16 protein-coding genes are annotated in these 14,156 nt (G+C 66.8%); 9 read left to right on the top strand and 7 right to left on the bottom strand.

Translation table 11 applies throughout. The annotated features are described in order from the left end of the window. Positions 1 to 40: 40 nt before the first annotated feature. The 3 genes from DIE08_RS08700 to fnr all read left to right on the top strand — a co-directional run bounded on the left by DIE08_RS08700 (position 41) and on the right by fnr (position 3,838). Entirely contained in the window at positions 41 to 2,035 is a 1,995-nt protein-coding gene (locus DIE08_RS08700) for a PAS domain S-box protein (RefSeq protein ID WP_124901674.1), read from the top strand. Continuing rightward, positions 2,032 to 2,679 carry a response regulator transcription factor gene (locus DIE08_RS08695; protein ID WP_124901616.1) on the top strand — a complete coding sequence of 216 codons (648 nt, stop codon included), beginning with the start codon at positions 2,032 to 2,034 and terminating at the stop codon, positions 2,677 to 2,679. The genes DIE08_RS08700 and DIE08_RS08695 overlap by 4 nt, the downstream gene beginning before the upstream one ends. Before the next feature lie 385 nt (positions 2,680 to 3,064). Continuing rightward, positions 3,065 to 3,838 (top strand): fumarate/nitrate reduction transcriptional regulator Fnr, encoded by a 774-nt coding sequence (gene fnr / locus DIE08_RS08690; protein WP_124901615.1) that lies wholly within the window; start codon positions 3,065 to 3,067, stop codon positions 3,836 to 3,838. 25 nt (positions 3,839 to 3,863) lie between these two features. Here fnr and DIE08_RS08685 read toward each other — a convergent pair whose 3' ends face one another. After that, positions 3,864 to 4,853: a zinc-dependent alcohol dehydrogenase family protein gene (locus tag DIE08_RS08685; RefSeq protein ID WP_124901614.1), complete on the bottom strand. Its 990-nt coding sequence runs from the start codon at positions 4,851 to 4,853 to the stop codon at positions 3,864 to 3,866. Between the two features lie 173 nt (positions 4,854 to 5,026). Between DIE08_RS08685 and DIE08_RS08680 the strand changes: the two genes are divergently transcribed. The 5 genes from DIE08_RS08680 to DIE08_RS08660 all read left to right on the top strand — a co-directional run bounded on the left by DIE08_RS08680 (position 5,027) and on the right by DIE08_RS08660 (position 9,735). After that, positions 5,027 to 6,034, top strand: coding sequence for an Acg family FMN-binding oxidoreductase (locus DIE08_RS08680; RefSeq protein WP_124901613.1), 1,008 nt, complete (start codon positions 5,027 to 5,029; stop codon positions 6,032 to 6,034). 19 nt (positions 6,035 to 6,053) lie between these two features. Next, a complete protein-coding gene (locus DIE08_RS08675; protein WP_124901612.1) occupies positions 6,054 to 6,398 on the top strand; it encodes a c-type cytochrome in 345 nt (114 codons plus the stop codon). 22 nt (positions 6,399 to 6,420) lie between these two features. Further along, entirely contained in the window at positions 6,421 to 7,449 is a 1,029-nt protein-coding gene (locus DIE08_RS08670; protein ID WP_124901611.1) for an LOG family protein, read from the top strand. A gap of 174 nt (positions 7,450 to 7,623) precedes the next feature. Further along, on the top strand, positions 7,624 to 7,824 hold the full coding sequence (locus tag DIE08_RS08665) for a hypothetical protein (protein ID WP_226117513.1): 201 nt from the start codon (positions 7,624 to 7,626) through the stop codon (positions 7,822 to 7,824). Between the two features lie 153 nt (positions 7,825 to 7,977). Next, a complete protein-coding gene (locus tag DIE08_RS08660; protein ID WP_124901610.1) occupies positions 7,978 to 9,735 on the top strand; it encodes a SulP family inorganic anion transporter in 1,758 nt (585 codons plus the stop codon). 83 nt (positions 9,736 to 9,818) lie between these two features. Here the strand turns inward: DIE08_RS08660 and DIE08_RS08655 are convergent, their stop codons facing one another. Both DIE08_RS08655 and DIE08_RS08650 read right to left on the bottom strand, forming a co-directional pair. Then, positions 9,819 to 10,058, bottom strand: a complete 240-nt coding sequence (locus tag DIE08_RS08655) for a hypothetical protein (RefSeq protein WP_124625324.1) — start codon at positions 10,056 to 10,058, stop codon at positions 9,819 to 9,821. A 48-nt stretch (positions 10,059 to 10,106) separates the two neighbouring features. Further along, positions 10,107 to 10,757 (bottom strand): BON domain-containing protein, encoded by a 651-nt coding sequence (locus DIE08_RS08650; RefSeq protein ID WP_124901609.1) that lies wholly within the window; start codon positions 10,755 to 10,757, stop codon positions 10,107 to 10,109. Between the two features lie 230 nt (positions 10,758 to 10,987). Here DIE08_RS08650 and DIE08_RS08645 point away from each other — a divergent pair, with 230 nt between their 5' ends. Then, positions 10,988 to 11,653 carry a nitroreductase family protein gene (locus DIE08_RS08645; RefSeq protein ID WP_124901608.1) on the top strand — a complete coding sequence of 222 codons (666 nt, stop codon included), beginning with the start codon at positions 10,988 to 10,990 and terminating at the stop codon, positions 11,651 to 11,653. Positions 11,654 to 11,757: 104 nt separating this feature from the next. Here DIE08_RS08645 and DIE08_RS08640 read toward each other — a convergent pair whose 3' ends face one another. The 4 genes from DIE08_RS08640 to DIE08_RS08625 form a co-directional block, all read right to left on the bottom strand. After that, positions 11,758 to 12,192: an Hsp20/alpha crystallin family protein gene (locus DIE08_RS08640; protein WP_059602634.1), complete on the bottom strand. Its 435-nt coding sequence runs from the start codon at positions 12,190 to 12,192 to the stop codon at positions 11,758 to 11,760. A 183-nt stretch (positions 12,193 to 12,375) separates the two neighbouring features. Then, positions 12,376 to 12,651 (bottom strand): DUF1488 domain-containing protein, encoded by a 276-nt coding sequence (locus DIE08_RS08635; RefSeq protein WP_059602631.1) that lies wholly within the window; start codon positions 12,649 to 12,651, stop codon positions 12,376 to 12,378. Between the two features lie 31 nt (positions 12,652 to 12,682). Further along, complete coding sequence (locus DIE08_RS08630; RefSeq protein WP_059602627.1) at positions 12,683 to 13,153, bottom strand: universal stress protein; 471 nt, start codon at positions 13,151 to 13,153, stop codon at positions 12,683 to 12,685. A 201-nt stretch (positions 13,154 to 13,354) separates the two neighbouring features. Further along, positions 13,355 to 13,855, bottom strand: coding sequence for a hypothetical protein (locus DIE08_RS08625; protein ID WP_260436488.1), 501 nt, complete (start codon positions 13,853 to 13,855; stop codon positions 13,355 to 13,357). Between the last annotated feature and the right edge of the window lie 301 nt (positions 13,856 to 14,156).

Below are 14,156 nucleotides of genomic sequence, written 5' to 3'. Positions count from 1 at the left end.
GCCAGCCAGCCACCGACGAAGTCCGTCAGGATCAACGGCAATGACAACGAATTCGCCCCCCTCCAGGGCCGGGCCGGCGTCGCACCGGACTCGGCCTGCGCGATATGCAGCCATGGCCGCGCTGCTAACGCTGGCGCTTGGCCTGACTGCAACGTTTGCGGCGTCCCGGGCACTGCAGAACGGGGCACGGCACGTCGCCCAGGCGAGGTTCGAGCAAACCGCGATACTCGCGACGGCCGACCTTCGGCGCACCCTCCTCGGCGCGGCTGCCGTATTGCGCAGCGCGCGCGGCTTTGCGTCAACCCTGCCCGCGCCGCAATCCGGGGCTGCGTGGCGCCGCTATCTCGCCAGTCTGAATCTGGACGGATTGCAGTCGCCCGTCCGCAGCCTCGGGAGAATCGAGCCGAGCGCGGCGGAGGACAATCAGGCGACCCGGCAGGCGCTGCAGCGCACGGCGGAAACCGGCAGGGTCGCGCTCGCCGCGAACGCGATCCAGGACAGCACTGATTCAATGATTGCCCGGACGGACCTGACGCTGTACCTGCCGATTTATGGGAACACTCAAGATATCGCTTCGTCCGGGCCGCAGCACGCGACGGCCACCGGGTACGTTTTTGCGGCGCTGAATCCGGATCGCCTCGTCGATTCGTCCGTTCTCGACCGCTTGCACCTGGAAATCACGGCCGACAATCCGGCCGCGCCGGTGTACTCCGGAGGCGTCGGCGTCGGCGACTCGACTGCCGCACGCGACATGCTCCAGCGAACCGATACGCTGACGTTCGGCGGCACGCCGCTCTCGCTGCGCTACAGCGCGCCGCGCGCCGACACGTCCGGCTTCATGATGGCCGTCCTGCTGGCCGGCACCGCGCTCTCGCTGACGCTGGCCGCGCTCGTGCAGCAGGTCGTCGCGAAGCGAGGGCTCGCCGGTATGCCCGCCGGCGACAGCCAACCCACCGAGGCGCGGATGATGGGCATCATCCGGTCGTCGATGGAGGCCATCATCACCGTCGACGAAAGCCAGACGATCGTGATCTTCAACCCGGCCGCCGAACGCGTGTTCGGCGTCTCCGCGATGGAGGCGGTCGGTGCGCCGCTGTCCCGCTTCATCCCCGAGCGCTTCCGCGCCGCGCATGCGCGACACGTCGAGCAATTCGGCGTGACGGGCGTGTCGGAGCGCCAGATGGGGCGGCAGCGCGTGCTGTTCGGCTTGCGCGCCGACGGCACCGAGTTTCCGATCGAGGCGTCGATCTCGCAGATTCGCGACGGCACCGGCAAGCTATACACGGTCATGCTGCGCGACGTGACCGAGCGCATGCGCGCGGAAAATGCCCTCAAGCAGTCACGCGAGGAACTGCGCGACCTGTCCGCCAACCTGCAGAACGTGCGCGAGGAGGAGAAGACGCGCATCGCCCGCGAGTTGCACGACGACCTCGGCCAGCAACTCACCGCGCTCAAGATGGATCTCTCGGCCGTCGAGCTGGGGCTCGGTGGTGTTGTCGCCCCCAATACCGGTGTGCGCGAGCAGTTGGGCGGCATGCATCGCCTGATCGATTCGATCGTTGCGTCCGTGCGGCGCATCGCGGCCGATCTGCGGCCGGTGATGCTCGACGACCTGGGCCTCGTCCCGGCGATCGAATGGCTTGCAAACGATTTCACGCGCCGCTACCGGATCACGGTCGACCGGGACATCGCGCCCGTCGATACCGCGTTCACCGGCACCGGCGCGACCACGCTGTTCCGCATCGTGCAGGAGGCGCTGACCAACGTCGCGCGGCACTCGGACGCCACGAACGTGAAGCTGGCATTGAAAGTGGAAGACGGATATTGCATGCTGCGCATCGCGGACAACGGTCACGGCGCGCCGGAGCACACCCGCGATGCGCAGGAACGCCCGTCGTTCGGCCTGATCGGCATCCGCGAGCGCGCGCACATGCTCGACGGGACGGTGACGATCGACAACCGGCCAGGCGCGGGATTCACGATCACCGTGGCGCTGCCGCTTCACGCCATCCAGCAAGGAGATGTGCTGTCATGATCAGGGTACTCATCGCCGACGACCACGCACTCGTCAGGGAGGGTCTTCGACACATCCTGCAGAGCGCAAGCGGTTTCGAGGTCGTCGGGGAAGCGCACGACGGTGCCTCGACGATCGCGCTCATGCGCGACAGGGACGCCGACGTGCTGGTGCTCGACCTGTCGATGCCCGGCCGCAACGGTGTCGAACTCATCAAGCAGGTCAAGGACGAGAAGCCGGGATTGCATATCCTCGTGCTGACGATGCATGCCGAACAGCAATATGCGGTGCGTGCGTTCCGGGCGGGCGCCTCGGGCTACATGACCAAGGAAAGTGCCAGCGCCGAACTGGTCGCTGCATTGAGCAAGATCGCGGCCGGCGGCGTCTACGTCAGCCTGACCATGGCCGAGCAGTTCGCGCAAAGTCTGAACGAGCCGACCGATCTCCTGCCGCACCAGCGCCTGTCCGACCGCGAGTTCGACGTCTTCCGGCGCGTCACCATCGGCGAGTCGATTTCCGAAATCGCGCAGGCGCTCTGCGTCAGCGTCAAGACCGTCAGCACGTACAAGACGCGGATCCTCGAGAAGATGCAGATGCCGAACGACACGGCACTCGTGCGCTACGCGATGCGCCACAAGCTGTTCGAGGACCCGGACGACCTCTGACAGCGGCATCCGGCATGGCCGCGCCCCGGTCTTGATGCCCCGAAAGTCTCGCTGACGACGGCCATGCGGGCGCGGCGACGCTCGCGACAAGTTGCCGCGCCTTTGTAGGAACCCCCCTACAAGACTTCCATCTCACCTACGCCAACTTCAATTCCGGCTGATTTTCTTGACGTTGCGCAACATCCATACTGCACATCAAGAAAAGCGAACACACGTGCCTCCCGGAGCCAAGGCCGCATCATCGACGAGACCGGCATATCGGTCTCCCGGCGCGTCCGGTGGGGTTTTCCCGACAGGAAGGCGGCAGAGACCAAGGCCGCCGGTACAACGGTCAGCGCACCCCGCCCGACGGCGAGCCGCCGCTGCCCCCGAACTGGAGCCGATCATGCAGAGCAGTGCAGAAGTCTTGACGACCATGCCGTTACGCCCGTTCATCCCGCTGCACGCCGTCGAACCGACGGATCAGCCCAAGCGCGCCGCGTCCCGTTGTTCGACGTGTGCATTGCGTACCGTCTGCCTGCCGCCCGATCTTTCGCCCGACGATTTCGTGCGCGTCGACGCGATGATCTGCACGACGCGCCACGTCAGGCGCGGCGAAACGCTGTTCCGCGCGGGCGACGCATTCAACAGCATTTATGCAGTGAGAACCGGATCGTTCAAGACCATCGTGATGCATCGCGACGGCGACGAGCAGATCACCGGCTTTCAGATCGTCGGCGAATCGCTCGGGCTGGATGGCGTGCACACCGGGCACCACAACGGCGACGCGATCGCGCTCGAGGACAGCACGGTCTGCATCATCCCGTTCGGCCAGCTCGAGCAGATGTGCCGGGAAGTGCGTCCCATGCAGCATCACGTGTATCAAATGATGAGCGGCGAGATCGTGCGCGAATCCTCCCAGATGCTGCTGCTCGGCACGATGAGTGCCGAGCAGCGGGTGGCCGCGTTCCTGCTGAATCTTTCCGCGCGCTTCAAGGCGCGCGGCTACTCGGCCGCGGAATTCGTGCTGCGGATGACGCGCGACGAAATCGGCGAATATCTCGGCATGAAGCTCGAAACGGTCAGCCGCATGCTGTCGAAGTTCCAGCACAAGGGGCTCCTCGCAGCGCAAGGCAAGCAGATCCGGATCGTCGATTCGGACGGCCTGCGGCAGATCTGAGCGCGCCCCGAAGCCGTCGAGGCGATCAACCGCGCATGCCCAGCACGGCGGCGCCCGATACGCGCCCGCCGCGCAGGTCGTCGAGTGCGCGGTTCGCATCCGTCAGCGCGTAGCGCACCGCCTCGACCCGCAGCGGCATCGCGGCGGCGATCCGCATGAATTCGACTGCGTCCGCACGCGTCAGATTGGCCACCGATGCGATGCGGCGCTCGCCCCACAGCCACGCGTACGGAAAGCCCGGGATGTCGCTCATGTGAATGCCGCCGCACACGACGATCCCGCCTTTGTCGACCGCGCGCAGCGCGGCCGGCACCAGCGCGCCCACCGGCGCGAAAATCAGCGCGGCATCGAGCGGCTCCGGCGGCGCTTCGTCGCTGCCGCCGGCCCACGCGGCACCCAGCGACAGCGCGAGCTGCTGTGCCGCCATGTCGCCGGGCTTCGTCAGCGCGAACACCTTGCGTCCTTCGAAATGCGCGACCTGCGCGACGAGATGGGCCGCCGCCCCGAAACCGTAGATGCCGATGCGGCGTGCGCCGCCCGCCATGCGCAAGGTTCGATAACCGATCAGGCCGGCGCACAGGAGCGGCGCCGCCTCCAGATCGGAATAGCGTTGCGGCAGATGCACGCAATAGCGGTGATCGGCGACCGCGCACTCGGCATAGCCGCCGTCGATCGTATAGCCGGTGAATCCGGGGCTGTCGCACAGGTTCTCGCGGCCGGACGTGCAGTACGCGCAATGCCCGCACGTCGACCCTAGCCACGGAACGCCTACGCGGTCGCCCACGGCGAAGGCCGTCACGCCTTCGCCCAGTCGGCGAACCGTTCCGACGATTTCGTGCCCTGGAATCAGCGGCAGCTTCGGGTGCGCGAGCTCGCCGTCGACGACGTGCAGATCGGTCCGGCAGACGCCGCATGCATGTACGTCGATCAGCAGCTGGCCCGCCGCGGGCGACGGATCCGGCACGCGTGCTTCGCGCAAATGCGGTGTCGTGCCATCAAACATCATCGCAAGCATGCTCGCCTCCCTGCGCGACCGGTTTCGCGCGATTCGCTTCCCAAGCGTAGTCGTCGGGGACCGCCTGCGTTGGCCCCGATGAAGGGCGCTTGACGTGGGTCAACGGCCGCCGGACGGTTGCTGACACGATGAAGTGGCGTGACGCCGCCCGCGCGGCAACCTGGAGATGATCGATGATATCCGTTCCCCCGCTTGCCGCAAGCGCCCGTCCCGAGCATCAGTTGAGGGAGTTGCTGGGCTATGCGGTGCTGGCTCCGTCCAGCCACAATTCCCAGCCGTGGCGCTTCCTGGTCAACGGCGCCACGATTTCCTTGTGCGCGGATCGCGTTCGCGCGTTGCCCGTGGTCGATCCGTTCGATCGCGAACTGATCATCAGCTGCGGCGCGGCGTTGCTCAACCTGCGTGTCGCGCTCGATCACGCCGGGCTCGCCCACACGATCAGCACGTTCCCTTCCGAAGTCGACCCCGATCTCCTTGCGACGGTCCGGATCTGCGACGACGGCTATTCCGATGCGTCCCTAGGCGCGCTGTTCGATGCGATTCCTGACCGCGTCACGACGCGCGCCCCTTTCGAATCGACGACCGTGCCGGACGAGATCCAGAAAGCGTTGATCGCGGCCGGTGTCGCGGAAGGCGCCGACGTCGCGTGCGTCGACTCGATCGCGCATCGCGCACGCGTCGCGGAGCTGGTCGCCGAAGCCGACCGTCAGCAGTTCGCGGACCCGCGCTTCAGGCGGGAGCTGGCGAGCTGGATCGATCCGCGCCGGCACGTCGACGGCATGCCGGCATTCGCGGCAGGCGTGCCGACGTTGCTGGACTTCGCCGCGCCCGTCGTGACGATGGCGGTACGGACCTTCGATCTCGGCAACGGGCTGGCCGCGCTGCATCACCAGCTCGTCGGCGCATCGCCGTTGATCGTGTGCATCGCGACCTTGCGCGACGATCGCGAAGCGTGGCTCGCCGCCGGCCAGGCGCTGGAGCGCATCCTGCTCGTTGCGACGCGCGCGGGCTATACCGCGTCGTACCTGAACCAGCCGATCGAGACGGCCGGGTTGCGTGCCCATCTCTGCCATATGCTCGGACTGCGCGGCCAGCCGCAGTTGCTGCTGCGCGTCGGGCGCGGTCCGCATACGCCGCATTCGCCGCGTCGCCCGCTCGACGAAGTGGTCTCCTTCTCCTGATCTCGACGAGGAAACGAACATGAGCATCATGCGTTACGCCGCCCTCTGCGCGATCGCCGTGACGACGGGCATGGCCGGCATGGCCGCCGCGCAGACGACCGTGCCCGAGCCGACCGAGCTCGTCAACGCGCAGCACTGCATGTTCTGTCATACGCAGGACATGACGTTCCTCGGGCCGTCGTTTCACGAGATCGCCGAGCGGTACCGCGACGATCCGCACGCCGCCGCGGAGCTGGAGAGCAAGCTGCGCGTCGGCGGTCGTATGCATTGGGGCGACACGCCGATGCCGTCGGCCATCGATCGCGGCGGGCCGCTGTCTGCCGACGACGCGCACCAGCTCGTGCAATGGGTGCTGAGCCAGTGACCGTCGCACGGCGCTTCCGTTGATGTCGACCACCGTCAAACGCGCTCCCGCCGGCATGGCAAAAGGCAACGCACGCCGCCGTCCCGCCCCCGTCGCGACCATCGCGAAGGCGCCTGGCAAACGGCTACGCACGAGGCCCGATGCCGTCGTCCGCATGGATGGCATCCAGCGCATCTCACGCCGCGCGCGGCGCACCGCCAAAATCCCGAACCGCACCCGGGCCAACGACGATGCGACCGTTCTGGAAGGCTCCGGCATGCGCGGTATCCGGCTGCAATTCGATTACTGGAAGGCCGAGGAGCGCCTGCAGAACGAGCGGATCGGCCATGCGGTCGTGATTTATGGCAGCACGCGTATCGTCGCGCCGTCGGTCGCCAACGCGCGGCTGGACGAAGCGAATCGCCTGCTCGCGGAGCGTCCGCACGACCCGAGCCGGCGGCGCGCCGTCATGATTGCCAGCCGGCTCGTCGAATACGGCGTGTATTACCGCGTCGCGCGCGAGTTCGGGCGCATCGTCGCCCATGCCGACCGGTGCACGCGCACCGCGCGGCTGGCCATCGTCACCGGCGGCGGCCCCGGCATCATGGAAGCCGCCAACCGCGGCGCCTACGAGCGCGGCGCCCCGAGCATTGGCTTCAATATCGAGCTGCCGCGCGAGCAGGCGCCGAATCCGTACATCACGCCGGATCTCTGCTTCCGGTTTCACTATTTCGCGATCCGCAAGCTGCACCTGCTCGAGCGCGCGAAAGCGGCCGTCTTCTTCCCTGGCGGCTATGGCACGTTCGACGAGCTGTTCGAGGTGCTGACCCTGTTGCAGACGCGCAAGATCGCGCCGCTGCCGGTCGTCCTCGTCGGCGAGGCGTACTGGCGCCGCGCGGTCGACCTGGCGTTTCTCGCGGACGAAGGGATGATCGACCGCCGCGATCTGGAACTGTTCACGTATTGCGAATCCGCCGCGGCGATCTGGCACGCGATCGGAAGCTGGTATGCGCGGCGTCGGGAACGCGCGCCGGCACGCTGCAAGGCGTCTGCGAAGCCCCGCGCAGTGTAGGAATCCGCCGACGACGCGGGCGTGTTTCCTACCGCGACTTCAGGGCCGGCTGATTGAATCGGGGGTGCGCGGCAACGATACTGAAACTACGGATACCGGCCGACCGGCACACCGATCGCACAACAACCTGGGAGAGACGTCATGTCACACGCCGACTATCGTTCCGATTCGGAGATGCGGGCCGCCACATCTGACACGTCCGACACAGCCGCGCTCGACACGGTGGCACTCGTCGCGCTCGCTCGAGACGCCGGCATGCTCGTGATACTCGACGGGCAGATCGGGCGCGAGCGGTACGAAAGCGTGACGGGATCGATCGCCACACTGGCCCGCTTCGCCCAGGCGCTGCAGCTTTCCACGCTCAAGGTGGCGTGATGCCCGGCGTCGTGGCGTCGTGCCTCGGCCTCCGTCGCCGCTGCGACGGCCCCTGTTGCTGCGCGGTTTCACGCGTCTATTCGGGGGCGGCCACATTCCGATGAACGTCTGGCTGTCGGGGCAAGGCAACCCTTTCGTCCCGACCTTTCCGCGATGAACCGCGCGTTATCCGGACGGATCACCCGCATGCTCCCGGGTGTAGCGCTGCTCGCGCACTATCGTCGTGCGTGGCTTTCGCGCGACCTGTACGCGGGGATCGCGCTTTCGGCCGTCCTAGTGCCGGTCGGCATGAGCTATGCGCAGGCAGCCGGGCTGCCCGCCATCACGGGCCTCTATGCGTCGATTGCTGCATTGCTCGCCTATGCGCTGCTCGGCCCGAGCCGGATTCTCGTTCTCGGCCCGGATTCCGCGCTGGCGGCGCTGATCGCGGGTGCCATCGTCCCGCTTGCCGCCCATGATCCGCAGCGCGCGATCGCGCTTTCCGGCGCGCTGGCGCTCTCGGCCGGCGCGATCTGCATCCTGCTCGGCGCGCTCGGTCTCGGCTTCGTCACCGATCTGCTGTCGCGCCCGATCCAGTACGGTTACCTCAACGGCATCGCCATCGCACTCGTGGTCGGGCGGCTGCCCGAACTGTTCAGCATGCCGGTGTCGGGCAGCGACGTGTTTTCCACCGTGCCGCACATCGTGCATGCCTTCGTCGACGGTCGTTTTTCCACCGCTGCCGGTTTGCTCGGCGTCGCGGTGCTGGCGACCATCATCCTGATCAAACGCGTGACGCCGCGCTGGCCCGGCATATTGATCGCCGTGCTGGCGGCAACGCTCGCCGCTCGCCTGCCGTCGTTGCACGGCATCGCCACGGTCGGCGCGTTGCCGGCCGGCATGCCCGCCCCGCACCTGCCGGCCGTCTCGCTTGCCGACGTGGGCGCACTTGCGTCCGGCGCGATCGCCGTCGCACTGGTGTCATTCGCCGACATCAGCATGCTGTCGCGCGCGCTTTCCGCACGGGCAGGCGATGCGCCGGACCGCAACCAGGAGCTGATCGCACTGGGCGCGGCCAATCTGCTCGCCGGCGTGACGCAGGGCTGCGCGGTCAGCAGCAGCGCGTCCCGCACACCGGTCGCGATCGCCGCGGGCGCGCAAAGCCAGGTCACGAATGTCGTCGCGGCCGCGTGCATCGCGATTCTGCTCGTTGCCGCGCCGATGCTGCTCACGTTCGTCCCGCGCACGGCGCTGGCCGCTGTCGTGATCTATGCGGCGTTCGGCATCGCCGACGTGCGCAGCGTCGTGCGGCTATACCGGATGCGCCGCGGCGAATGTCTGATTTCGATGCTGTGTTTCGCCGGCGTGATCGGCATGGGCGTCGTACCCGGCATCCTGCTCGCCAGCGCGCTGTCGCTGCTGTCATTCGTCTGGCGGGCCTGGCATCCGTACGACGCGTTGCTGGGCCGGCTGACGGGCGTGCGCGGCTATCACGACGTCGCGCGGCATCCGGACGCGGTGCAAACGCCCGGGCTCGTGCTGTTCCGCTGGGATGCCCCGCTCTTCTATGCGAACGTCGAGATCTTCTGCGAGCATCTGCTCACGGCGATCGCGCGAGCGGCGGATCCGGTCACGCGAGTCGTGGTCGCCGCCGAGCCCGTCACCGACATCGACGTCAGCGCCGCGGATCGGCTCGTGGCACTCCACAAGGAACTCGGGGACCGCGGCATCGCGATGAATTTCGCGGAGATGAAGGGGCCGGTGAAGGACCGCCTGCGCGCCTACGGCCTGTTCGACGTGTTCGGTGAGGCCAGCTTCTTCCCGACCGTGACCGATGCGGTTGCCAGGCATGTTCGACGGCCGGAGCGACATACGCGTGGCTGCAAGAGAAAGCGCGCGCAGCGCCGGCGCGTCTCGCACAAGACGCGGTAGACGACTGCGGCGCGAATCGATTTGGCGCTCGCCGCATCGCGCGACGGGACCGACGCCTTCGTCGACCTGCCCCGCGCACCGGTTCAGAACGTGAAGGTGTTCGACTTCTTCATCTCGATCCACGTCATCCCGGCGCGCAGCGCGTCGATCGCGGCTTCGCGCTCGGTTGCATGCGTCCTGCTGTGCGAGAACGTTCGCTCGCAAGCGCCGTCCGGCGATTTGAGCGTGACGTGGATCCGGCAACAAAAGCCGCCGGATTCGGCCGCGACCGTCTCGATCGCGACCGACCAGTCCGCTTCGTGAAGTTCACCCGAAAGTGTCATCCGACCGCCCTCCTGACCCGCCGCGAATCGCACATCCGCCAGCGGGATTTACTCGACCACCAGATCATCGACGACGGCACGCACGCCGCGCGCCGACCACGCGGCACCGCGCACGGCCTTGCGCTCGGAAAACGAGCCGACCTTGCCGGACAGCCGCACGGTGCCGTCGTGCACGTCGATGGCGATGTGCTTCGCCTCGCGCTCCGCGTGACGCATGATCGCGCGCTTGATGTTCCCGCCGATGTCGTCCGCACCGACCGTCCCCTGTACCGCGATGTGGTCGGTCACGCCCGTCACGCTGCGCATCTGCGAGATCGTGCGCACGGCCAGGTGGCTCTGGTACGCCCAGTCGACCCTGCCGGACAACGTGATCCAGCCGCGTTCGACCTGGACCTTGACCGCGTCGTCATGCAGCCCGACCGTCCAGTGCAGCACCGAGCGCACCGCTTTCGCGATGTCCTCGTCGGTACGCACGTCGTCGTCCGGCAGATGCACGGTCATGTCGACGACGAGCGCCTTGACACCGGCCACGCGGTTCGCCGCGCGCTCGATCGCCAGTTTCTCCGCGTAGCTCGGCGGGTGCCCCGAAAGCGTCACGATCCGGTCGGTCACCTCGACGCCAATGCGTGTCGAGTCGATCGACGGGTCGGACTCCAGTTCGTCCTCGACATCCTGCTTCAACTGCTTGTCGGTTTTCATCGTCTGCTCTCCTGTGAGCCACGGCGTGCCTGTCCGCCGCACCTAGCCAGATTTGCACATGTGCGGCGCCCGATCGCTGATGCAGGTCAACGGATGCCGCGCGCCGCACATCGTGGCCGGCCGGTGCACCACTTGACGGAAGTCAAGCCGCTACGGCCCGGCCGTCTTATCGTGAAATCGCCGATGCGCGCCGTTCCAGGCACGCGCAATCACGCTTCAAGGAGACTCGAATGACCGAACAGCAGCTGTTGACCTATTCGCCGGCGCCCGTGATGCAGCCGGCGTCGCCCGAGGGCGACTCGCCGGCGATCGTCGATCTGCCGCGCCCGATGCTCGACAACGACGTGCCGCTGATGGCGGCGCTCGCGACCCGAATGAGCACCCGCGAATTCGCCTCCACACCGCTCCCGCCGATGACGCTCGGCACGATGCTGTGGGCAGCGGACGGCATCAACCGCCCGGCGAGCGGCGGTCGTACCGCGCCGTCCGCGCACGCATTCAATGAAATCGACATCTACGTCGCGCTGCCGTACGGTGTCTATCGCTACGATGCGCCCGCGCATCGGCTGGTGCTGAAACACGCGGTCGATGCGCGCAACCTCACGGGCTATCAGGACTTCGTCGGCCGCGCGCCGCTGGATCTCGTCTACGTCATCCGGACGGGCGCGATACTCGACATGCCGCCGCAGCAACGCGACGTGTTCTCGGCGATCGCGGCCGGCGCCATCGCACAGAACGTCTCGCTGTATTGCGCGGCGGCCGGCCTCGGAACGGTCGTGCGCGGCTGGATCAATCACCGCACGCTCGCCGACGCGCTGCGGCTGAACGAGGACGAGCTGCCGATCCTCGCGCAGACGGTCGGCTATCGGCCCGGCAGTACGCCATCGCATGCGTGAGGGAAAATGCTTGCGTTCCAACGAAACAGCGCGCGGATCGCTCCGCGCGCCGGGTTCTCCCGATGGGCGATGCGTGCCTGCATCGCCCGTTGCCCGTCGTCCGATCAGCTGATCGTGAGTTTCTTCTGCCCGACCTGCGCCTTCTTCGGCAGCGTCAGCGACAGCACGCCATCCTGATACGTCGCCGTCGCGCTGGCGTCATCGATGTCGCCGGGCAGCGAGAACGTGCGGCTGATCGCACCGCTGTAGCGCTCGCGCCGGATCACGCGTTCGCCGTTCTTCTGTTCGGTGTTGCGCTCGATCTTCGCGTTGATCGATACGGTATTTCCCGTCACCTGGACGTCGATGTCGTCCTTTGCGACGCCGGGCAGTTCCGCGTTGACCGTATACGCCTTGTCGTTTTCGGAGACGTCGATCTTCATCGACGCAAGATCGGGCTCGTCTGCCAGTGCCATGCCGCGTAGCGGCCTGAACAGCCCCTGGAACAGATCGGACACGGGTTCCATCGAAAACGGATCGTAACGCGTCATGTTGCTCATGGTTCGTACTCCTCATACGGTGACATGCGACCGGCGCTTTCGTCCCGACAGCATCGGCCGCAATGAAGATCGGATGGCGCGACACCGACACCACATGCCGCGCATGGGACGAATGATCTTTCGAAATCCAGCGTACCCGCACGCCCCGGCACGCGCTTGATGCGCGTCAAGGGTGGCGGTCGATTACGTACAGAACCGGAAATGGCCGCTGTGGAGCAGGATCGGCCGTCCGCCGATTTCCTCGAGCAGCCAGCGGGCAGTGCGCTCGATGGCGGGACGATGTCGCGCAAAGGCCTCGACGAGATCCTGCTCGCGAGGCGACGCCGCGCGGAAGTGGTCTTCCAGCGCGGCCGAGGTGATCGCGCAGCGCACGCGGCGACCTTCGACGAGCGCCGGAAAGCTCAGCGCGGAATCGAGGTCGCAATACGTCGGATGTTCGGAAGGAAACGATATCTGCATGATGATCACCTGCACAGGTGGCGCACTGGCCCTAGGCCGCGACCGTGGCGTGTGAGGTGTCCTCGCCGCGCACGAGCATGACCGCGCAACTCGATGCGCGAAGGAAGCGTTCGGCGACGCTGCCGAGCACCAGCCGCCGGACACCGCGTCGACCGTGCGTGCCGACCACGGCCAGATCGATCGAACGATCGACGACGTAGCGCTGCAGGCGCTCCGCGACGTCCTGACCCAGATCGGTCTCGATGATTTCCGTCTCGCCGTTGACTGCGGCGCGCGAGATCGTCCGGTCGGCGTCTCGCAAGATCGCGGCGCCATGGCGCCGGATCTCGTCGAGCAAGGCTTCCGGCTCCATGCGGCCGCCGTAGGCGAACAGCGTGGATTTGTCGACGACGAACACGGCAAACAGGCGGGCGCCGCATAACCTGGCCATCCTGAGGCCTTCGTCGAGCGCCTGATTCGCCGAAGGACTACCGTCCGTGGCGACCATGATATTCGTGTACATGCGAACCTCGCGGAGAAGCGACGCGCCGGCGGCGTCCGGATTCGCTTCCATCATCGGTGCTCGCCGCAAGCAGGCGTTGACCGAGGTCAACGGTTTGGAGCCGCGGCGAAACCGGTACTAGAAGAAACGAGCGCCGTTGGCCGGCATCCGGCCGACCGAGAGGCGAGACGCCGCATTACCGACGGCTGACGGAATCTGTCGCTAGCCCGGCGGTTTCTCGTCTGACCGGAAGTCTTGCTCGATTTGAAGGATTTTCCTGGCGCACACATCGTATTGCCATCCCGGGCCGCCGTTGCTGTCATACATGCCCTTGCACATCGCCTTGAGCCGGATCACCGAGCCGCCGCCCGATTCCGCGCGTGATGCCCACAGATAGACTTCTCCAGCCAGATACGGTTGCGCCGTTTCGATCCGGTCCGCACTGAATTGCGTGATTCGGGTTGACGAATGATCCTGGACGTAGCGCCGCGTGCGGCTCCACGCGCGGTCGCATTCGGACGGGGTCGAACACTGCAGCGATGCGGCCTGACGCATCGCAAGTAGCTGCGTCTCCGTCGACCTGAAGGTCGCGAGCCGGTCCGGTCCTGCACACGCGCCCAGCGCAAGCAGCACGCCAACCATCAACATCCGTCGTTTCATCGCCAATGCCTCGCGAGGCTGTGAGTTCCGCTCGCAACGGAACGGCATGATCGCGCTCGGCATCGAGCCGACCGCATCGCGACTGGCATGCGGCATTTCGCATGCAGTCACGCGCCACCATTGCGCAAGCGCTGAATTCGACTGTATTGCCACTCCGCCGAACGCGGTTGATGTGTGTCATCAGACGCGTTCGCGCGCGACGGACAGCGCATCATCGCGGCCGGTGTGGAGGCGGCGGGCGGCCGACGCAGGCCGCCCTCCCAGTCAGCCCTGCTTGACGGACATCAAGTCGAAACATGCGTGGGTCGGCTGCAATAGGGGGCGTCGAATCGGCAATCCTTGGCCGGTCAACCCGATCCAGTGA

Origin of the sequence: Burkholderia sp. Bp9004, from assembly GCF_003858025.1 — a bacterium.
Taxonomy (GTDB): Bacteria; Pseudomonadota; Gammaproteobacteria; order Burkholderiales; family Burkholderiaceae; genus Burkholderia; species Burkholderia diffusa.
This window is presented reverse-complemented; position numbering and strand designations above follow the sequence as displayed.

What these genes read in the sequence shown, in the direction of transcription:
- DIE08_RS08700 (WP_124901674.1), top strand. Translation starts at nt 41, where the DNA reads ATGACAACGAATTCGCCCCCCTCCAGGGCCGGGCCGGCGTCGCACCGG.
- DIE08_RS08695 (WP_124901616.1), top strand. Translation starts at nt 2,032, where the DNA reads ATGATCAGGGTACTCATCGCCGACGACCACGCACTCGTCAGGGAGGGT.
- fnr (WP_124901615.1), top strand. Translation starts at nt 3,065, where the DNA reads ATGCAGAGCAGTGCAGAAGTCTTGACGACCATGCCGTTACGCCCGTTC.
- DIE08_RS08685 (WP_124901614.1), bottom strand. Translation starts at nt 4,853, where the DNA reads ATGCTTGCGATGATGTTTGATGGCACGACACCGCATTTGCGCGAAGCA.
- DIE08_RS08680 (WP_124901613.1), top strand. Translation starts at nt 5,027, where the DNA reads ATGATATCCGTTCCCCCGCTTGCCGCAAGCGCCCGTCCCGAGCATCAG.
- DIE08_RS08675 (WP_124901612.1), top strand. Translation starts at nt 6,054, where the DNA reads ATGAGCATCATGCGTTACGCCGCCCTCTGCGCGATCGCCGTGACGACG.
- DIE08_RS08670 (WP_124901611.1), top strand. Translation starts at nt 6,421, where the DNA reads ATGTCGACCACCGTCAAACGCGCTCCCGCCGGCATGGCAAAAGGCAAC.
- DIE08_RS08665 (WP_226117513.1), top strand. Translation starts at nt 7,624, where the DNA reads ATGCGGGCCGCCACATCTGACACGTCCGACACAGCCGCGCTCGACACG.
- DIE08_RS08660 (WP_124901610.1), top strand. Translation starts at nt 7,978, where the DNA reads ATGAACCGCGCGTTATCCGGACGGATCACCCGCATGCTCCCGGGTGTA.
- DIE08_RS08655 (WP_124625324.1), bottom strand. Translation starts at nt 10,058, where the DNA reads ATGACACTTTCGGGTGAACTTCACGAAGCGGACTGGTCGGTCGCGATC.
- DIE08_RS08650 (WP_124901609.1), bottom strand. Translation starts at nt 10,757, where the DNA reads ATGAAAACCGACAAGCAGTTGAAGCAGGATGTCGAGGACGAACTGGAG.
- DIE08_RS08645 (WP_124901608.1), top strand. Translation starts at nt 10,988, where the DNA reads ATGACCGAACAGCAGCTGTTGACCTATTCGCCGGCGCCCGTGATGCAG.
- DIE08_RS08640 (WP_059602634.1), bottom strand. Translation starts at nt 12,192, where the DNA reads ATGAGCAACATGACGCGTTACGATCCGTTTTCGATGGAACCCGTGTCC.
- DIE08_RS08635 (WP_059602631.1), bottom strand. Translation starts at nt 12,651, where the DNA reads ATGCAGATATCGTTTCCTTCCGAACATCCGACGTATTGCGACCTCGAT.
- DIE08_RS08630 (WP_059602627.1), bottom strand. Translation starts at nt 13,153, where the DNA reads ATGTACACGAATATCATGGTCGCCACGGACGGTAGTCCTTCGGCGAAT.
- DIE08_RS08625 (WP_260436488.1), bottom strand. Translation starts at nt 13,855, where the DNA reads ATGCCGAGCGCGATCATGCCGTTCCGTTGCGAGCGGAACTCACAGCCT.